The organism is Cronobacter sp. HA18006 (assembly GCF_011605445.1).
GTDB classification, from domain to species: Bacteria; Pseudomonadota; Gammaproteobacteria; order Enterobacterales; family Enterobacteriaceae; genus Cronobacter; species Cronobacter sakazakii.
On sequence record NZ_JAANQB010000022.1, the window covers coordinates 123490 to 141878 of the forward strand.

The 18389-nt window shown below is 50.5% G+C and carries 16 protein-coding genes, 1 tRNA gene and 1 pseudogene; 15 read left to right on the plus strand and 3 right to left on the minus strand.

Translation table 11 applies throughout. The features are described 5' to 3' along the window. Positions 1 to 152: 152 nt before the first annotated feature. Positions 153 to 419, plus strand: coding sequence for an FAD assembly factor SdhE (sdhE, locus tag G9X48_RS15230; protein ID WP_007892598.1), 267 nt, complete (start codon positions 153 to 155; stop codon positions 417 to 419). After that, positions 400 to 816: a protein YgfX gene (locus G9X48_RS15235; protein ID WP_029039029.1), complete on the plus strand. Its 417-nt coding sequence runs from the start codon at positions 400 to 402 to the stop codon at positions 814 to 816. The genes sdhE and G9X48_RS15235 overlap by 20 nt, the downstream gene beginning before the upstream one ends. Before the next feature lie 13 nt (positions 817 to 829). Here G9X48_RS15235 and fldB read toward each other — a convergent pair whose 3' ends face one another. Continuing rightward, positions 830 to 1351, minus strand: a complete 522-nt coding sequence (fldB, locus tag G9X48_RS15240; RefSeq protein ID WP_004385676.1) for a flavodoxin FldB — start codon at positions 1349 to 1351, stop codon at positions 830 to 832. Between the two features lie 101 nt (positions 1352 to 1452). On the opposite strand from fldB, the gene xerD reads away from it, so the two are divergent. The 9 genes from xerD (at position 1453) to G9X48_RS15285 (ending at position 11990) form a co-directional block, all read left to right on the plus strand. Then, entirely contained in the window at positions 1453 to 2349 is an 897-nt protein-coding gene (xerD, locus tag G9X48_RS15245; RefSeq protein ID WP_007892593.1) for a site-specific tyrosine recombinase XerD, read from the plus strand. Positions 2350 to 2371: 22 nt separating this feature from the next. After that, entirely contained in the window at positions 2372 to 3091 is a 720-nt protein-coding gene (gene dsbC, locus G9X48_RS15250) for a bifunctional protein-disulfide isomerase/oxidoreductase DsbC (RefSeq protein ID WP_004385678.1), read from the plus strand. A 3-nt stretch (positions 3092 to 3094) separates the two neighbouring features. Then, positions 3095 to 4828 carry a single-stranded-DNA-specific exonuclease RecJ gene (recJ, locus tag G9X48_RS15255; protein ID WP_097641553.1) on the plus strand — a complete coding sequence of 578 codons (1734 nt, stop codon included), beginning with the start codon at positions 3095 to 3097 and terminating at the stop codon, positions 4826 to 4828. A gap of 96 nt (positions 4829 to 4924) precedes the next feature. Continuing rightward, positions 4925 to 6023 (plus strand): peptide chain release factor 2 gene (gene prfB / locus G9X48_RS15260; protein WP_097564053.1). Its coding sequence is split into 2 segments (ribosomal slippage): positions 4925 to 4999 and positions 5001 to 6023, totalling 1098 coding nucleotides; the frame shifts between segments, so codons are not numbered across the junction. A gap of 9 nt (positions 6024 to 6032) precedes the next feature. Further along, positions 6033 to 7550 (plus strand): lysine--tRNA ligase, encoded by a 1518-nt coding sequence (lysS, locus tag G9X48_RS15265; protein ID WP_007870695.1) that lies wholly within the window; start codon positions 6033 to 6035, stop codon positions 7548 to 7550. Between the two features lie 201 nt (positions 7551 to 7751). Then, entirely contained in the window at positions 7752 to 8450 is a 699-nt protein-coding gene (gene actS / locus G9X48_RS15270) for an amidase activator ActS (RefSeq protein WP_234451457.1), read from the plus strand. A gap of 107 nt (positions 8451 to 8557) precedes the next feature. After that, a tRNA-Gly gene (locus tag G9X48_RS15275) sits at positions 8558 to 8631 on the plus strand. Positions 8632 to 8720: 89 nt separating this feature from the next. Further along, positions 8721 to 10670 carry a site-specific integrase gene (locus G9X48_RS15280; protein WP_097641555.1) on the plus strand — a complete coding sequence of 650 codons (1950 nt, stop codon included), beginning with the start codon at positions 8721 to 8723 and terminating at the stop codon, positions 10668 to 10670. Positions 10671 to 10832: 162 nt separating this feature from the next. Next, a complete protein-coding gene (locus G9X48_RS15285) occupies positions 10833 to 11990 on the plus strand; it encodes a Shedu immune nuclease family protein (protein ID WP_097641556.1) in 1158 nt (385 codons plus the stop codon). Positions 11991 to 12077: 87 nt separating this feature from the next. Here G9X48_RS15285 and G9X48_RS15290 read toward each other — a convergent pair whose 3' ends face one another. After that, positions 12078 to 12404: an NIPSNAP family protein gene (locus G9X48_RS15290; protein WP_097641557.1), complete on the minus strand. Its 327-nt coding sequence runs from the start codon at positions 12402 to 12404 to the stop codon at positions 12078 to 12080. Between the two features lie 1348 nt (positions 12405 to 13752). Between G9X48_RS15290 and G9X48_RS15295 the strand changes: the two genes are divergently transcribed. Continuing rightward, on the plus strand, positions 13753 to 14562 hold the full coding sequence (locus G9X48_RS15295) for a DUF6602 domain-containing protein (protein ID WP_097641560.1): 810 nt from the start codon (positions 13753 to 13755) through the stop codon (positions 14560 to 14562). Between the two features lie 140 nt (positions 14563 to 14702). Further along, the gene (locus G9X48_RS15300; protein WP_097641582.1) at positions 14703 to 15260 is read left to right on the plus strand and encodes a recombinase family protein; all 558 of its coding nucleotides are present in this window, start codon (positions 14703 to 14705) and stop codon (positions 15258 to 15260) included. A gap of 152 nt (positions 15261 to 15412) precedes the next feature. Here G9X48_RS15300 and G9X48_RS21525 read toward each other — a convergent pair. Then, positions 15413 to 15908 (minus strand): annotated as a pseudogene (locus tag G9X48_RS21525) (hypothetical protein). A 239-nt stretch (positions 15909 to 16147) separates the two neighbouring features. On the opposite strand from G9X48_RS21525, the gene G9X48_RS15305 reads away from it, so the two are divergent. Continuing rightward, the gene (locus G9X48_RS15305; RefSeq protein ID WP_097641561.1) at positions 16148 to 16612 is read left to right on the plus strand and encodes a helix-turn-helix transcriptional regulator; all 465 of its coding nucleotides are present in this window, start codon (positions 16148 to 16150) and stop codon (positions 16610 to 16612) included. Between the two features lie 314 nt (positions 16613 to 16926). Next, a complete protein-coding gene (locus G9X48_RS15310) occupies positions 16927 to 17844 on the plus strand; it encodes a toll/interleukin-1 receptor domain-containing protein (protein WP_097641562.1) in 918 nt (305 codons plus the stop codon). The last annotated feature ends 545 nt before the right edge of the window (positions 17845 to 18389 follow it).

Genomic DNA, 18389 nt, shown 5'->3' on the forward strand with positions numbered 1-18389 from the left:
TTCGAGACGGCTCGAAAGAAAAAATGTCGATTGCATCAGAGACGTCATATTCAGGATAACGCCTCGCAAATACGCACATTCGGCTGAAGGATGGATGAAAAACGGGTTACACTAGCAGCCGTCATCCAATGGTGGTTTAGCAGGTAAAAGACATGGATATTAATAATAAAGCCCGTATTCACTGGGCATGTCGCAGAGGTATGCGCGAGCTGGATATTTCCATCATGCCTTTCTTTGAATATGACTATGACTCCCTGAGCGACGAAGACAAACGCGTTTTTGTCCGCCTGCTGGAGTGTGACGATCCTGATTTATTCAACTGGCTGATGAATCACGGCAAGCCAGCTGATTCGGAGCTGGCGCGAATGGTGGAATTAATCCAGCAGCGGAATCAGGCACGTGGTCCTGTGGCACTCTGATCTTCGCGTTTCATGGCGCTCGCAGTGGCTATCGCTGCTGCTGCACGGCGCCGTGGCCGTTATTATTTTGCTGCTCCCCTGGCCGCTGCGGTATCTGCCCGTGTGGATGCTGTTGCTGTCTCTGGTGGTGTTTGACTGCGTACGTAGCCAGCGGCGTATCAATGCGTTCCAGGGCGAGGTCAGCCTGACGGCTGATTATCACCTTCGCTGGCAGGGCGTTGACTGGCAGATTTGCGCCACGCCCTGGATGCTGCGCAGCGGAATGATGCTGCGGCTGGGTCATCCTAAAACGACACGCCGCCATCATGTCTGGCTGGCGGCGGATAGCATGACGGAAGCAGAGTGGCGCGATTTGCGTCGCCTTCTGTTGCAACAGCCCGTAGGCGACAAACGCTAATGAAGCCCTGAAATCAGGAGAAGTGCGCCGCCATTTCGCCGAGGATTTGCTCGCACCAGCTTTCGATACGGGCGTCGCTCAGGTCATACTGGTTGGTTTCATCCAGCGCGAGGCCGACGAAAAGCTCACCATCGGCGATAACGGGTTTGGCGCTCGTGAACTCATAGCCTTCTGTAGGCCAGTAGCCGACAAACTTCACGCCCTTAGGGCTCAGTTTGTCATGTAGCATGCCGAGCGCGTCGAGGAACCATTCGCCATAGCCTAACTGATCGCCCATGCCGTACAGCGCCACGATTTTTCCGTCGAGGTTTAGTGCGTCCAGCTGTTCCCAGATGGCTTCCCAGTCTTCCTGGAGTTCGCCGAAATCCCAGGTAGGAATGCCGAGGATCAGCACATCATACTGTTCCATGAGCGTCGGCGAGTCGTCTTTAAGGTTATGCAGCGTGACCAGTTCGGGACCAATAATATCGCGGATTTTCTCAGCCGCCATTTCGGTGTAACAGGTGCTGGAACCATAAAAAAGACCAATGTTCATAACGATAACGTCTCATTTCCTATTCTGCAGAAGCGTCAGTGTATCAGATCCCGCTTCCTGTCAGGCATAATGCAGCGACCGGGAGCGTAAGAGAGGTGGCAGTGGAACAGGATTTAGTCCGTATCGAACAATTTCTCGATGCGCTCTGGCTTGAGCGCAACCTGGCCGAGAACAGCCTGAGCGCGTACCGGCGGGATCTCAGCATGGTCGTGGAGTGGTTGCACCATCGCGGGTTATCCCTGGTAACGGCACAGAGCGGCGATCTCCAGACGCTGCTGGCAGAGCGCGTCGAAGGCGGTTATAAGGCGACCAGCACTGCGCGTATGCTCAGTGCAGTACGTCGGTTGTTTCAGCATCTCTACCGTGAAAAAATTCGCGACGACGATCCGAGCGCGTTGCTGGCGTCGCCTAAGCTGCCGCAGCGTCTGCCAAAAGATTTAAGCGAAGCGCAGGTGGAAAGACTCCTTCAGGCGCCGACGGTCGAAGAGCCGATTGAGCTGCGTGATAAAGCCATGCTGGAAGTGCTCTATGCCACCGGTTTGCGCGTCTCTGAACTGGTCGGGTTGACCATGAGCGATGTGAGCCTGCGCCAGGGCGTGGTACGCGTTATCGGTAAAGGCAACAAAGAGCGGCTGGTGCCGCTTGGCGAAGAGGCCGTTTACTGGCTTGAACAGTATCTCACGCACGGCCGCCCGTGGCTGCTTAACGGGCAATCGCTGGATATCCTCTTTCCAAGCAACCGCGCCCGGCAGATGACCCGTCAGACCTTCTGGCATCGCATCAAACATTATGCTCAACTGGCGGGCATTGATAGTGAAAAGCTTTCGCCGCACGTTCTACGCCATGCGTTCGCCACGCATCTGTTAAATCATGGCGCCGATTTGCGCGTGGTACAGATGCTTTTAGGCCATAGCGATCTTTCCACCACGCAGATCTATACGCACGTGGCGACGGAACGGTTGCGGCAACTTCATCAACAGCACCACCCCAGAGCGTGAGTGCCGAATTTAAGGACATGCTATGAAAAAAACTATTGCGCTGCTCTCCGTTACGCTGGCGGCTTTTTCAGGATTTGCCCAGGCGGATGACGCGGCCATCAAACAGTCACTCACCAAACTGGGTGTGGCAAATGCCGAAATTCAGCCCTCTCCGCTGGCAGGCATGAAAACCGTACTGACCGAAAGCGGCGTTATCTATGTCACCGAAGACGGCAAACATATCATTCAGGGCCCGCTGTATGACGTCAGCGGCGGCCAGCCGGTCAACGTGACCAATCAGATGCTGATGACCAAACTCAACGCGCTCGAAAAAGAGATGATTGTTTATAAAGCGCCGCAGGAAAAACATGTCATCACCGTCTTTACCGATATCACCTGTGGCTATTGCCATAAGCTGCACGAAGAGATGAAAGACTATAACGCGCTGGGCATCACGGTGCGCTACCTGGCTTTCCCGCGTCAGGGGCCGCGCAGCGAAACAGCGAAAGATATGCAGGCTATCTGGTGCGCGAAAGATCGCAATAAAGCCTTCGATAACGCGATGAGCGGCGGCAAAGTTGAAGCGGCAAGCTGCGACGTCGACACCGCGAAACATTACGAGCTTGGCGTACAGTTTGGCGTCCAGGGCACGCCGGCGATCGTGCTGAGCAACGGCGCGATGGTGCCGGGCTATCAGGGGCCAAAAGAGATGAAAGCGTTTCTTGATGAGCATCAGAAACAGCTTCAGGCGAGCGGAAAGTAACGGGTGAGCAGACAGACACAACTTCGCAGGCGTTCTCCGGATGAGTCTATAATGCTGCCGGATACCCTGCCGCCGCTGCTGCGCAGGCTCTATGCCAGCCGCGGCGTGCGCGGCGCGCAGGAGCTTGAGCGCAGCGTAAAAGGCATGCTCCCCTGGCAGCAACTCTGCGGCATTGATAAAGCCGTTGCGATGTTGCATGACGCGCTGCGCGAAGGGCTGCGCATTATTGTTGTCGGCGATTTCGATGCGGACGGTGCCACCAGTACCGCGCTCAGTGTGCTGGCGCTTCGCGCGCTTGGCGGCAGCAACGTGGCGTATCTGGTGCCTAACCGGTTCGATGACGGTTATGGCCTGAGCCCGGAAGTGGTCGATCAGGCCCACGCGCGGGGCGCGCAGATGATCCTGACCGTTGATAACGGCATTTCATCCCATGCGGGTGTCGCGCGCGCGCATGAACTGGGCATTCCGGTGCTGGTTACCGATCACCACTTACCCGGCGATACGCTTCCGGCGGCGGGCGCTATCATCAACCCGAACCTGGCGGAGTGTACGTTTCCGTCGAAATCGCTCGCAGGGGTTGGCGTCGCGTTTTACCTGATGCTGGCGCTGCGCGCGCATTTGCGAAGCGTCGGCTGGTTTACGGAAAAGGGTATTCCGGAGCCGAATCTCGCGGAGTTTCTCGATCTGGTGTCGCTTGGCACCGTCGCAGACGTGGTGCCGCTGGATGCCAACAACCGCATTCTTATCTGGCAGGGGCTGAGCCGCATCCGGGCAGGCAAATGCCGCCCAGGCATTCGCGCGCTGCTGGAGATAGCTAACCGCGAGGCGCACCGACTGACCGCAAGCGATCTCGGTTTTGCGCTGGGCCCGCGTCTTAACGCGGCAGGCAGGCTGGATGATATGTCTGTCGGCGTCGCGCTGCTTCTGTGCGACAACATCGGCGAAGCACGCATGCTGGCAAACGAGCTGGACGCGCTGAACCAGACCCGCAAAGAGATTGAGCAAGGGATGCAGGCGGAGGCGTTAACGCTCTGCCAGCAGCTTGAGCGCAGCGGGGAAACGCTGCCGAGCGGAATTGCGATTTTTCATCCTGAATGGCATCAGGGCGTGGTCGGCATTCTCGCCTCGCGTATCAAAGAGCGTTTTCACCGCCCGGTTATCGCGTTCGCGCCCGCGGGCGAGGGGATACTCAAAGGCTCAGGCCGTTCGGTGCAGGGGCTACATATGCGCGACGCGCTGGAGCGTCTCGACACGCTTTATCCCGGTATGATGCTTAAATTCGGCGGCCATGCGATGGCGGCAGGACTTTCGCTTGAAGAAGCGCGTTTCCCGGAGTTTCAGGCGCGTTTCGCACAGCTGGTTAACGACTGGTTAGATCCGGCGATGTTGCAGGGCGAAATATGGTCTGACGGCGCGCTCGCGCCACAGGAGATGACGCTGGAAGTGGCTGAGATGCTGCGCGACGCGGGCCCGTGGGGGCAGATGTTCCCGGAGCCGCTGTTTGACGGGCGTTTTCGCATTCTGCAGCAGCGTCTGGTCGGCGAGCGTCATCTCAAGCTGATGCTGGAGCCGGTCGGCGGTGGGCCATTGCTTGACGGCATCGCGTTTAACGTCGATACCACCTGTTGGCCCGACCCCGGCGTGCGTGAAGTAGAGCTTGCCTATAAGCTTGATGTGAATGAGTTTCGCGGCAACCGCAGCCTGCAATTAATTATCGACCATCTCTGGCCCGTTTAGCGCCAGGATAAACTATAAAAGGCGGCGTAAATCCGGTAAACTTTCCGTTTTACGACCGCATTTTGCCCATCTTCATCACTAAAAGATTCTACAGCCATGTTTGAAATTAACCCGGTAAAGAACCGCATTCAGGACCTCACGGAGCGCTCAGACGTTCTTAGGGGGTATCTTTGACTACGATGCTAAGAAAGAGCGTCTTGAAGAAGTAAACGCCGAGCTGGAACAGCCGGACGTCTGGAACGAGCCCGAGCGCGCACAAGCGCTGGGTAAAGAGCGTTCATCCCTTGAAGCTATCGTCGAGACGCTGGATCAAATGTCCCAGGGGCTCGATGACGTCGCGGGCCTGCTTGAGCTTGCCGTTGAAGCGGACGATGAAGAAACCTTCAATGAAGCGGTAGCCGAGCTGGATCAGCTTGAAGCCAAACTCGCGCAGCTCGAATTCCGCCGCATGTTCTCCGGCGAATATGACAGCGCCGACTGCTACCTGGATATTCAGGCTGGCTCCGGCGGCACCGAAGCGCAGGACTGGGCCAGCATGCTGCTGCGCATGTATCTGCGTTGGGCCGAAGCGCGCGGCTTTAAAACAGAAATCATTGAAGAGTCCGAAGGCGAAGTGGCTGGCCTTAAATCCGCCACCATTAAAATCTCCGGCGATTACGCCTTCGGCTGGTTGCGCACGGAAACCGGCGTACATCGTCTGGTGCGTAAGAGCCCGTTTGACTCCGGCGGTCGTCGCCACACCTCCTTCAGCTCCGCGTTTGTCTACCCGGAAGTGGAAGACGATATCGATATCGAAATCAACCCGGCGGATCTGCGTATCGACGTGTACCGCGCGTCAGGCGCGGGTGGTCAGCACGTTAACCGTACGGAATCCGCGGTGCGTATTACCCACATTCCGACCGGTACGGTCACACAGTGTCAGAACGACCGTTCGCAGCACAAAAACAAAGACCAGGCCATGAAGCAGATGAAGGCGAAGCTGTACGAGCTGGAAATGCAGAAGAAAAATGCTGAGAAGCAGGCGCTGGAAGATAACAAGTCCGACATCGGCTGGGGCAGCCAGATCCGCTCCTACGTGCTGGACGATTCCCGTATCAAAGATCTGCGCACCGGCGTTGAAACCCGCAACACACAGGCGGTGCTGGACGGCGATCTGGATAAATTCATCGAAGCAAGTCTGAAAGCAGGGTTATGAGGAACCAACATGTCTGAACAACAAGCACAAGGCGCAGAAGCGGCGGTCGATCTTAATAACGAACTGAAAACGCGCCGCGAGAAGCTGGCTGCGCTTCGCGAACATGGCGTCGCGTTTCCGAACGATTTTCGTCGCGACCATACCTCAGACCAACTGCACGCTGACTTCGATGGTAAAGAAAACGAAGAGCTGGAAGCGCTGAACATTGAGGTCTGCGTGGCAGGCCGTATGATGACCCGTCGTATTATGGGTAAAGCGTCCTTCGTTACGCTGCAGGATGTTGGCGGCCGTATTCAGCTGTATGTGGCGCGCGACGATCTGCCGGAAGGCGTCTACAACGAGCAGTTCAAAAAATGGGACCTCGGCGATATCCTGGGTGCCCGCGGTAAGCTGTTTAAAACCAAAACCGGCGAGCTTTCCATTCACTGCACCGAGCTGCGCCTGCTGACTAAAGCGCTGCGCCCGCTGCCGGATAAATTCCACGGTCTGCAGGATCAGGAAGCGCGCTACCGCCAGCGTTACCTCGATCTCATCGCGAACGATGAATCCCGCAAAACCTTTAAAGTGCGCTCGCAGATCCTGGCGGGTATCCGTCAGTTCATGGTTGGCCGCGGCTTTATGGAAGTGGAAACCCCGATGATGCAGGTGATCCCGGGTGGTGCGTCCGCGCGTCCGTTCGTGACGCACCACAACGCGCTGGATCTCGACATGTATCTGCGTATCGCGCCGGAGCTGTACCTCAAGCGTCTGGTGGTTGGCGGTTTCGAGCGTGTATTTGAGATCAACCGTAACTTCCGTAACGAAGGCATCTCTGTGCGCCATAACCCTGAGTTCACCATGATGGAACTCTACATGGCGTACGCGGATTACAAAGATCTGATCGAGCTGACCGAATCCCTGTTCCGTACTCTGGCGCAGGATGTGCTCGGCACCACGCAGGTGCCTTACGGCGAAGAGACGTTTGATTTCGGCAAGCCGTTTGAAAAACTGACCATGCGCGAAGCCATCAAGAAATACCGCCCGGAAACCGATTTGGCGGATCTGGATGATTTCGAGAAGGCCAAAGGCATTGCGCAGGCAGTCGGCATTAAAGTTGAGAAAAGCTGGGGTCTCGGCCGCGTTGTGACCGAAATCTTCGAGGAAGTGGCCGAAGCGCACCTGATTCAGCCGACCTTCATCACCGAATACCCGGCAGAAGTCTCTCCGCTGGCGCGTCGTAATGATGAAAATCCGGAAATCACCGACCGCTTTGAATTCTTCATCGGCGGCCGCGAAATCGGCAACGGCTTTAGCGAGCTGAACGACGCGGAAGATCAGGCGCAACGCTTCCAGGATCAGGTTGCCGCGAAAGACGCTGGCGATGACGAAGCGATGTTCTACGACGAAGACTACGTCACCGCGCTGGAGCACGGCTTGCCGCCGACGGCGGGTCTCGGCATCGGGATCGACCGTATGGTGATGCTGTTTACTAACAGCCACACCATACGCGACGTTATCCTGTTCCCGGCGATGCGTCCGGTGAAATAAGCCATCCGGCTTCATCGTGAAAGCCGCGCGCTCCTTCGGGACGCGCGGCTTTTCTTTTAGGGTTACGGGTTTGGGTCATCCGGGCGTAGCTGCTAAGATAACCGCCGTTATTTCAAGGTGTCACTGAATTAAGGAGCCGTTTTGAACACGGACTGGCTGGCCGCCCGCACAATTCTGAAAACGCTGTGTTTACTGTTTTGCCTGTTTCTGACTGCCTGTTCCAGCAACAAAGCGGGCGTCTCAGATGCGACAAAAGGCGGCTATAGCGGCTCTGTCTATACGGTCAAACGAGGCGACACTCTCTATCGCATTTCCCGCATTACCGGATCCAGCGTCAGCGAACTGGCGCGCCTGAACGGCCTCTCTGCGCCTTACACGATTGAGGTTGGGCAGCGGCTGCGCGTGAGCAGCGCTTCTGGTTCAGCCTCTTCACGGAAGACCGCCTCCCGCCAGACAACGGCCGCACGCAAAACCGCCTCATTAACGAAAGTGGATGCGCCACCGCCGGGTCAACGCTGCTGGCGCTGGCCGACCAGCGGTAAAGTAGTCATGGGGTATTCAACCGCCGATGGCGGCAATAAAGGCATTGATATCGCCGGCCGCCGCGGACAGCCGATTTACGCCTCGGCAGCAGGCAGGGTGGTCTATGTCGGCAATCAACTGCGCGGTTACGGGAATCTCATCATGATTAAACATAATGAAGAGTACATCACCGCCTACGCGCACAACGACACGATGCTGGTGAACAATGGCCAGCAGGTGAAAGCGGGGCAGAAAATCGCGACGATGGGCAGCACCGGCTCCGATTCCGTCGGCCTGCATTTCCAGTTGCGCTATCGTGCGACGGCCATCGACCCACTGCGCTACCTGCCGCCGCAGGGCAAATCGCCTTCCTGTTAACGTTATACCGCCCGCCTGCGCGGGCGGTTGCTTATAAATCCGTCAGTTAACGTGCCGGGGGCTTGTCAGCCATGGGTGAAGGCCTATAATGCTTATCGCACCTCATCGCGGGCGTAGTTCAATGGTAGAACGAGAGCTTCCCAAGCTCTATACGAGGGTTCGATTCCCTTCGCCCGCTCCAAAAACTACCTAACGTATTCATTCCTAAGCTTTTTTCTGATTCATACGTGACGGCGCTCGTGATGCTCCTACAAAGAGGTCATACAGCCGATGGCGCAGCGTGATAATCTTTATCGACGTCCAAGCGGTATCTATGTTCTGCGGATCACCGTTCCGGTTCGTTATCGCGCCCTGATAGGGCAGCGTGAAATTCATGCATCTACCCGCACAACCCACCTTGCAGATGCCAGAGCTATTGCCGCGCGTTTGCTGGATAAGTGGTATGCGTCTCTGGAAGAGTTCAGGCAAGTGGATAAAGAGAAGATCAGGGGCAATGCCCCATTGTTGACTGGCGCAGGCAAAATCAGCCTGACGCTATTTTGCGAGTCATTTGGGGTTGGGGTTGAGACTGTCATCCAGCATCTTCTGACAGACAATGTGCCGCTGTATGCCCTTGTGTCGAACCAGCGTGGCTTTCTGATTAATGATTTCAGCACGCTTGAGCGTGATCCTGATACCCATGGGTTCGTTTTGAATAACATTGCGTATGACGGTGCTGAGGCTGCTGTGAACGGCTATATGCAGCTTTACCAGCCGCAGTTTGCCCTTATTGAATTGCTGAACGGGCGAGAGGTTGAGGTTACGGCATTCAGGGCTAACAACGGCAATCCACTTTCTCTCTGGTTGTTGGATTTGCCCGGGGTGACGCTGGATGCAAGCTCTTTGTTCATCAACAACGTGCAGGCTGAAAAACTACGTAGCGTCTGGGATAGAGCGCTTGCGAAATCGGAACCGTCAACCACCCCACCAACATCGCCGACAGTGCTAACAGCGGCGCTTTCTTCGGCCGCTATCATGAACCCGTATTGCAATCCGATGCATGCAAGCATGACGGTTTCAGCAGTGCTGGAAGAGTTTCTGGCCTATAAAAATACGGGCGATATCAAGTTAGCCAGTGAGGAGAAAATTCGTTCCAGAATCGAGCACTTTACGGAAATTATGGGTGACATATCCTTAGGTGAGCTGGATCGTGAGGTCGTGAAGGATTACGTCACCAGAATGCAAAGTATGCCCGGCAACTTGTATCTGATGCGGCGGAAATACAAGATCTCTGACACGCACAAGTTGATTGAAAAGGCGCTGGCTGATGGTCAGCCAGTAATGAGCCGAGATGCGATTGGCAGACATATTGAGTCTCTGGGTTCAATGCTTAAATGGGCAAAGAGCGAGCGTTACCTTCTTGATAACCCAGCCGAGAATATACTTGCCCAGAGCCGTCCTACGGTGCGGGAGCAGGATCGCCGCGACCTCTTCACCGAGGATGAGCTATTGCGTATTTTCTCTGCTGACTGGTTCAAAAACGGTGCAGGGACACCTAATCAATACGGACGTTATACGAATTTTCGCCCGTTTCACTACTGGTTGCCCCTGCTGGCATTATATGTAGGCGGGCGCATTAATGAGCTTTGCCAGCTTTATCTGGCGGATATTCGCGTGGATAAAAACGGCGTTGCCTACATTGATTTTAACCTTGATGCGCCAGATAAGATGATGGATGAAGAGGCGCTGGCTGGCGGCGATAAATCCTTGAAAACGGTGAATGCGATCCGTCAGGTTCCAATTCATCCACGACTTATCGAATTAGGGCTGCTGAAGTATGTAGATGCATTGGAAGCTGCCGGGTATGATCGTCTTTTCCCTGAGTTGAAGCATAATAAAATCAAAGGATATCGCGCCGCAGCCTCCAAATGGTTCAACGAAAACTACTTTGGCAAAGTCCTCGGTTTTCCCCGTGACGGTAAGAAAACGTTCCATTCGCTGCGGCATACTTTCATCAATGCCGTAGACGAGTTTGAGAGCAACAAACGCACGATTGCGCAGCTTGTTGGACATGTTCGGGGCAGCACCACCGCGATGACAACCTATCGTAAGGATGCTGATGTGGGAGAGCAATTGGGCGTGATTGCGCAGCTTCGCTACAGTTTGCCTGATATTGCGCAGTTCGACTCGCAAGCGGGTATCAAGGCGGTCATCGACGCACGGCGCAGACATAAATCATAGGATGTGCCAAACGCGCCAGGAAGCTCTGTGGCGCGTTTTTATCAGAGATAGTGTCTATCAGAGCAAAAGTTACATTAGCCCTCGCTTGTGCAATCAGTATCTGTAACCAACCAAATCGGCTAAAATAATTTTATTAGATAACTTTATATAGAGGATGAATTAATGGACAGCTACATGGAGCCAGATCCGGAGAAAACTTATATAAGCCCCAGCTTGCCATCTTTTGGTAACAAAGATTTGAAAATACGAATTGCCTCAAAAGCGATAGTTAGTAATGAAGGATATGAGTTCGCAAAAATTAAGGATGAAATTATACTCAGGCACAAGCTAGATGCATCAACTTATATAACAGCGAAGTTTTTTGAAAGTAGTAAGAAAATATTTGTTCTATCTATTCAAAAGTTCTCCACGCAAACTGGACAGCCTTATGGTTCTGGTTTTTCTTTTATAGGTGATGAGATTGGTAAGTTTATTGAATTTCTAGCTAACATTAATTCAATGGGCTTTAACGGCAATGGTCCCATGAAAATTACGGATGAGGAGCTTAGGGAAATCGTTTTAACTAATAACCAAGCTTCACAACTTTTAAATGGGAATGAGGTGGCTATCGCTGAGGCGCTTAAAACACATGTAACTAAAAAGGATATTATATCAATAGCATACCGTAAAAAACAACTTGATACATTTAATAGGCTTCTTAATGATGAAGCATTTTTTGAATATGCTAAGAAAGAAAAAAACTGCTCGAATGAGGCTTTGTGGCAAAAGTTTTTTGAAAAAAATCCTTGGATCTTTGGATATGGATTAAGTTATATCTACTTATCAAGTTTGAACGATAAGAAAATAGAGCAGGTTGTTCAGGGAGCGCAGATTGGTCAACATGGAAAACGAGTTGATGGATTGCTGAAAACAAGAGGTGCAATTTCTAATCTATGTTTCGTTGAAATAAAAACAAATACAACTGGCTTACTAGCTAATACTCCATATCGCTCAGGTTGTTGGGCCCCATCAAGTGAATTAACTGGTGCTGTGGCACAAATTCAAGGGACAGTTTCTTATGCTATGGATTCAATAAAAAGGAATTTAAATTTAACAGATTCTTATGGGGATCCAACGGGAGAGGAGCTATTTAATTTTAATCCAAAATCATTTTTGGTTGTAGGTAATCTCTCTCAGTTTTCATCTGATAATGGTATCAATCATGATAAATTGCGGTCGTTTGAAAATTTTAGAAGCAATTTGATCCGTCCAGAAGTTATCACTTTTGATGAGCTGTATGAAAGAGCTCGATTTATTGTTGCATTTAGCGAAAACATATGATCTATTTTTTATATGAAAACTATAAATAGCCCATAATGATCAATGGGATACAAGTATTGTAGCGCCTTGAATCGTATCCCTAATTATTTATTTTCGAAGCCCGTCCACGCTTTCCAGTGGTAGGTTCATCACTGTTTTGCTGGCGGTTTCGATGTTGCCAACGATGTCTTCGCGCGGGCCGCTGCGCCAGTCATCGCTTGCGTAAAAAGCGTCGAGAATCGTAGCCATGCTTTCAGGACTGACAAAGGCGCGAATGAGGTAATAGCAGTCCGGGTCATGCAGCGAGTTACCAAACGACACGACATCGATCCCGTGGCGTTGGTGTAGAGGAACACTGATTTCCTGCATAATGGCGTGAAAAGCGGCACCGCTGCCTTTGCGTAAGGTGTATTGCAGTATCTCGACAGTTTTCAAGCGTTATCTCCGTGTCGCTTCTGGGCGGCTCCTGGTTGATAGCAATAAAGTAAACCGGACTGGACCATGAAGCTACCACTAATCAGACAATCATCCGTAAGCAGAAGCCGCGATATGCGGTTCAAACGCGCTGTAAGGCTCTCTGGCGAGTTTTTTAAAGCAGGTAGTGAAATCATGGTGCAGAATTCACTGCGTTCTCATAGAGGGGCTGACGAAGCTAGTTCAAACAAGCGTAGCCTTGCCACTGGCTGAATATGCAGGCTCATACAGAAAAATATGAACCAGAGGAGCAAGGACATCTATGGCGACCTACCGACAAATTGCCGATGATGTTAAATCCCGGACGGGGAAAGCTGTCAAAACATGCTGGATCGCTCATGTTAAGTCATTGCATGGGCTAACCCGCGGCGTATCACTGAACCGGATCAGCGCCGAAAGCCGGGTTTATCCTTGCCCTGATCAATGGGTTGCGGAGATCGAGCAATCAATGAGAAATCTGGGCGAGCTTTAGCTTTGCCGCGCCGCTTAACTTTGGAGGCTGTTTGCCTCTATAAGGAAAAGCCTACAGCCGAGGAGATTTTCGGATGCAATGCCTGAGAGGGGCACTTGCCGATCTAGGACATCCACTTTTTCGCGCCCAACTTATCCGGCTGCATTTACACCGCGAACACGTTGAAGGTTAACAGCTTCTGGTTTGTGTTTGGTTGTTGCAAAAGTGAGGCAAAAACGGCAGGTTTACTTTTGATGGGAAAGGCTTAATACAACGAGCATGAGAAAAGCGTAATTGTTAAAAATGTTAAAACAATAGTTGTTCTTTAAGATGTTAACCCTTCCTCGGGGGGGAAGCCGGACATATCAACCCTAAAGCCATCTGAGAAGATAGCCTGTAGGTTTGCTCGGTTCCCCTTGCCAGATGAAGATTAAGTCTTCCTCGTGGTGTGACGACCTTTCTTGAAAGATGCATTATGCGCAAAAGAAGCTACTCAAGAATCCGCCGATAGCTACTCTCACCCTCTGCTTGGCTGCATCAAACGCTTGAGCGCCCTACCTACCACAATCAACGTTACGCAGAGTTCCCATCCTGACGTTTTCCGCAAAAGAGCGGTAATGCTCCACCTATCCGGACCGGTTTACCGCATGAGATAGATGTCACGACCAAAATAGCATAGGCTTAACTTCAATAAAAGTGTTATATATCAGTGAAGTGCGTTCATATTTTGAAAGCACTTCACTGATGTAGAACAACACATAGCATCAGTATCGGTATAATTGATTGTCGACACCGTAGTCGGTTTGGCTTGCCATTATAATTAATTAACATTAATACAACAGGTTAACAGGTGGCTCAATGTTATTAGCTCATATGTCGGCAGTGGAAGAACAACTTCTTGCCACTTCTAAAATCCCTGCAAACTCTGGTCACTCTTTGCACAAAGGAACGCCGAGAGAAGCTTTCATCAGAGAATTTTTAGAGGCCCACTTACCTTCGACACTTGCCATTGGCACAGGTGAAATAATCGACAGTGAGTCCTCGCCAAATTCGGCACGACGGCAGTTTGATATTGTGATTTATAAACGTAACCTTCCTAAGCTTGATTTTGGTGGTGGTGTGAGTGGCTTTCTTGTGGAGTCAGTGATCGCAACGATAGAAGTTAAGTCCACCCTTGATAAAGCGGGAATGGAGCAAGCTATTACTGCTGCCTACCAGGCGAAGAAGCTTAAAAAAAATGAACAGTGGTCTTTCAGTAGTGGTTATATCCCTCCAGCCATTCTCAACTTTGTTGTAGCTTATGATGGGCCTCAGCAGATGGATACGGTTCTTGGTTGGATTATCGAAATAGAGAATAAATTAGGTTTTGCTGGAAACGATTTACCTCTAGGAGAGCAGAGAATACGCGTCCCAAGTGAATCGATTGATGGAGTATTTTTACTAGATAGAGGCTTTGTTACATTCGATAATTTTCCAATCGGATTTTTGAATGATGAAGCTCGAGGAAAGATGCCGAAAGCTAAGTGGGTCGCTGCAACTGTGCAGAGAGGAAGCTTGCTATGGCTTTTCCAAATGTTGACTCAAGCTTCTATGAATATCAGCGGAACTTTTTTGAATTTAGTTCCGTATATGGAAAAGCTGAAAGTTGATATCCGCATTGGTGGGTAAGTTAGTGCCAACAAACGACCGTTTTCTGGCATCCTCCAACCGCACGCTTTCTCACTGGTGGAAAATTAGCCTTGGCTTTTCTGGCAGGCCATCCTATTTTCATCACCGTTTTCTGGCAGGGGCCGGATGAGGAGATGACTATGGCGATTTTTGGCTACGCACGTGTTTCGACATCGCAGCAGGATACTGAGAACCAGCGTCTGGAGCTTGGGCAGGCTGGGTGGCAAATTGACTACTGGTTTGCCGATGTTGTTAGCGGGAAGGTTCCAGCAATGCAACGTAAAGCGTTTTCCGAAATGCTCAGCAAAATCCGCGATGGTGAAACGCTGGTGGTGGCAAAACTCGACCGTCTGGGACGTGATGCGATTGATGTTCTCCAGACGGTCAGGGCACTGGCAGAGCGTAATATCAAGGTAATTGTCCACCAGCTTGGCACGACTGATCTCACCTCCGCAGCGGGTAAACTTCTGTTATCGATGCTAGCAGCAGTTGCGGAAATGGAGCGTGACCTACTTATTGAACGCACTCAGGCGGGGCTGTCACGAGCAAAAGCTGAAGGCAAGAAGCTGGGCAGACCGTCGAAAATTGCCCCTGAAGCCCGTAGGGCGATTATAGAGAAAAAGAATAGTGGAACCAGTGTCAGTGCTTTAGCGCGTGAATACGGCGTTTCCAGAGCTACTATAACCGCGTTGCTTTAAACGTTTCTGGCCTTTCATTGCAACCTCGAGCTGGGGGGAGCGTGGGAGATTTAAAGCATGAAAAAGATCGTGACACCGTTTCCGGTTAGAGCAGCAAAGAAGATCGACGAGGTTGAATGCCCCCACTTATGAGTTTGGGGAGCTTATGGTGGTTACTCAAATGAGGCCGCGATGACTTCCCCTGTGTTGGTGTTGAATTCACAAAAATATTGGAGTGGTGTTTGCATCCCAAGGCTATTAATCGCCTTAGCTTGTTGTCCGAACATTTGAATAGTTTGTTTGTTCGTCGTGCCAGAGGTAAGTGCTGAAAACTGGTTGCGCTTCGCTATTTAGCCACACATGGCGAAACGTCGCTTTCTCATCCATTACCTGTGTGCACTTTTTGACGGGGTTATGATGTGCTTTTGCATAGCATTCTGGGTCGCTAATCGAGCATAAGGTATTTTGTTTTTCTGCCGGGAGTGCAGCGCTAACAGCTGAAAATGCACTTACTCCCAGCACTAACGAGAGCGTTCCCAGAACACCTCATGAGATTGCTCGTAGACTGCTGATCTGCCGTTTTGATGTAACGTGAGCGACCACGCTGTAACTGGCCCAGCTAAGCACGGCTCCTGCTATCATCGGTAATATAAAATCTGATCCCGCCATGATTCCCTCATTTGCCAAACAACATCATGTCTTGTAGTGAGTGCTTGAGACACACAACCAGTGACGACCATCATACGGAATTGATTTTATTTGTCACTTTTGGTGTTTATTTTGAATCTTTCTAATTGTAGTTATACAGGCTTCTTGTGAGGGGGCGTGTGCTAACAATTGAAGTCTGTGATTCAAAATGTCTCATATAGAGCGTGGCCTTATAGTGGTCAAAATTGCACATTCAATGCATGAAAAAGACCTTGAGAATACAGTTTGGCGAGCGGGTAAAAGAACTGCGTATAGCCACCGGGTTGAGCCAGGAAGCCTTTGCCGATCGGTGTGGGTTTGCACGTAGCTATATGAGCCGCATTGAGCGCGGTGGCTCTAATGCGTCCCTTGATGCCATTGAGGTGCTGGCTAGCGCCCTGAGCGTTGAGCCGTGGCGGTTGTTAGCGTCTGATTCATCCGAAGATAACGATCCGGAACTGTTGGTTCCATACGCGGCCGATGGCTCGTGTTTTCACCCCGGTCTGGCTAGCTCGCGAGATGGTTCATTTGCAGTAGGTGATAAAGCTGCTCAGAAGCGTTTTGGCTCATTTTCAGAAGCATTAGAGTATCTACGTAGCATGAAGACAGCAAAATGGCGCAGGCCCAATCCTAGCGGCAACTGGGGTATCGTATCTGCGGTTCGTTGGGACAAGCTGAAAAAGTAACGTTACTATAAGGTTATGAATTTGCTGGCTGTATGAATAGATAGTGATTATAGCCACGAGACGGCCCTTTTTCTATGCAAGCAATTGGTCTCTGCACAATTGATTAACACACTGAAATCTAGGTGCGTTACATGGGCGTTACAGTGGCGTTTTAACTTAATGATGAAAAGTTGTGGTCAGCGATTCAGGAGTATCAACTACAACACGCTATCTAGTGACGAGGATTTCGATTTTAAAATTTTGAAAAAATTGAGATGGTGTGTTTTTGGAATAATGTCTATTTATTGGTTAACTATCTAATCTAAAGGAAAAAAATGAAAGTTTTTATTAGTTGGTCAAAAGATTTTAGTAAGGATGTTGCGATTGCCTTAAGGGATTGGTTACCAAAAACTCTGCAAAGTGTTGAGCCTTATGTGTCCTCAGAAGATATTGAGAAAGGTAGTCGTTGGCATATGGATATATCTAAAAGGCTTGATGAAACAGCTTTTGGAATCATTTGCTTAACTAAAGAAAATGCTTCAAGCCCATGGATTAACTTTGAAGCTGGAGCATTAGGTAAGTGTGTCGATAATAGCAAGGTATGCCCTCTTTTAATTGATATGGTTCCATCTGATGTTCAGGGTCCAATATCGAGTTTTCAAACAACAAATGTTGGCGATAAAGAGGATTTCTTTAAATTGCTGTCATCGATAAATGCATCTTCTCCAAGTCCTGTAAAAGAAGATGTATTGACAGATGTGTTTGATGTTTGGTGGCCTAAGCTGAGTGAGAAAATCTCTGAAATTGTTACTCGATATGAGTCAGCTAAACCTAAGAAAGGTAGTGGGAAAGCGGTAGCTGAAAATAGCACAGAAAAAGAATCTAAGATTTTGGAGGAACTCTTAGCTATAAGTAGAAATAATTTCCAACTGCTTAGAGATCCAAGAAATATTTTACCTGAAGAATACGTGTCAGTAGTTTTGGAAAGATTTTCCTCAAAGGAGAATAAGGAACATGCGCTTTCTGCTATGCCTGCAGTGATCTCTGATTTGAGCAGGGTTAACAGAAGGTTGGTATCTTTAAGGCGCCGTATAAGTAGGGATAGCGATGGGGTGATAGTAGGCTTTGAGTCTATTTCCGAGCGTCAAGATGAATATGTCCCGACTGATGTCCAAGCAGAACTGGAGTCGATCATAAGCCAATTGCGTGATCCATTGGGCTTCCTCAGACGTCATTTCGATAGTGACAAGTAATGATTGATTGCATTAGATAATATATGATTTTGGCCCTCAAAACAGAGGGCCGACATTTTCGCAACTAGGTAACGCTGTAGCTCCTCCTACAAAATCGTCCTACAATGCATCAAGTTTTTGTTAAAAAATCCATGGGATTACGAGATCTTTGGAGTGGGGTGATTTCCCTTCGCCCGCTCCAGAATCCTTCCTGGCGCTCCTTGATTTCTGTGTAATAACCCATACACATTTATGTTATGACACTGCACAGGTGCTTAAGACAGGCTGAACATGCCCTGTTCTCACAAATCCTGTTAAGTAATTCATTATGTATGGTGTCCTGACCTTTCAGGATAATGGCTCTGCTGCCTGGCGTTGTTCCATTTTCATTGCGCCAATCCTCCCTGACAAAAATTTAAGCCCTGCAACTGTCTGTCATCACGCTATTCAGTGAGCCAGCAAACAAAAAAACGCCTGATAATATTTTTCTGTGAAGCGGTGGGGAGCCACATGAATCATGCTGACGCATTAATAAGTCATCACAGATCTCAGGTAAAACTTTAAAT

What these genes read in the sequence shown, in the direction of transcription:
- G9X48_RS15310 (WP_097641562.1), top strand. Translation starts at nt 16,927, where the DNA reads ATGAAAGTTTTTATTAGTTGGTCAAAAGATTTTAGTAAGGATGTTGCG.
- lysS (WP_007870695.1), top strand. Translation starts at nt 6,033, where the DNA reads ATGTCTGAACAACAAGCACAAGGCGCAGAAGCGGCGGTCGATCTTAAT.
- fldB (WP_004385676.1), bottom strand. Translation starts at nt 1,351, where the DNA reads ATGAACATTGGTCTTTTTTATGGTTCCAGCACCTGTTACACCGAAATG.
- sdhE (WP_007892598.1), top strand. Translation starts at nt 153, where the DNA reads ATGGATATTAATAATAAAGCCCGTATTCACTGGGCATGTCGCAGAGGT.
- G9X48_RS15285 (WP_097641556.1), top strand. Translation starts at nt 10,833, where the DNA reads ATGGACAGCTACATGGAGCCAGATCCGGAGAAAACTTATATAAGCCCC.
- G9X48_RS15305 (WP_097641561.1), top strand. Translation starts at nt 16,148, where the DNA reads ATGAAAAAGACCTTGAGAATACAGTTTGGCGAGCGGGTAAAAGAACTG.
- dsbC (WP_004385678.1), top strand. Translation starts at nt 2,372, where the DNA reads ATGAAAAAAACTATTGCGCTGCTCTCCGTTACGCTGGCGGCTTTTTCA.
- G9X48_RS15300 (WP_097641582.1), top strand. Translation starts at nt 14,703, where the DNA reads ATGGCGATTTTTGGCTACGCACGTGTTTCGACATCGCAGCAGGATACT.
- G9X48_RS15280 (WP_097641555.1), top strand. Translation starts at nt 8,721, where the DNA reads ATGGCGCAGCGTGATAATCTTTATCGACGTCCAAGCGGTATCTATGTT.
- G9X48_RS15295 (WP_097641560.1), top strand. Translation starts at nt 13,753, where the DNA reads ATGTTATTAGCTCATATGTCGGCAGTGGAAGAACAACTTCTTGCCACT.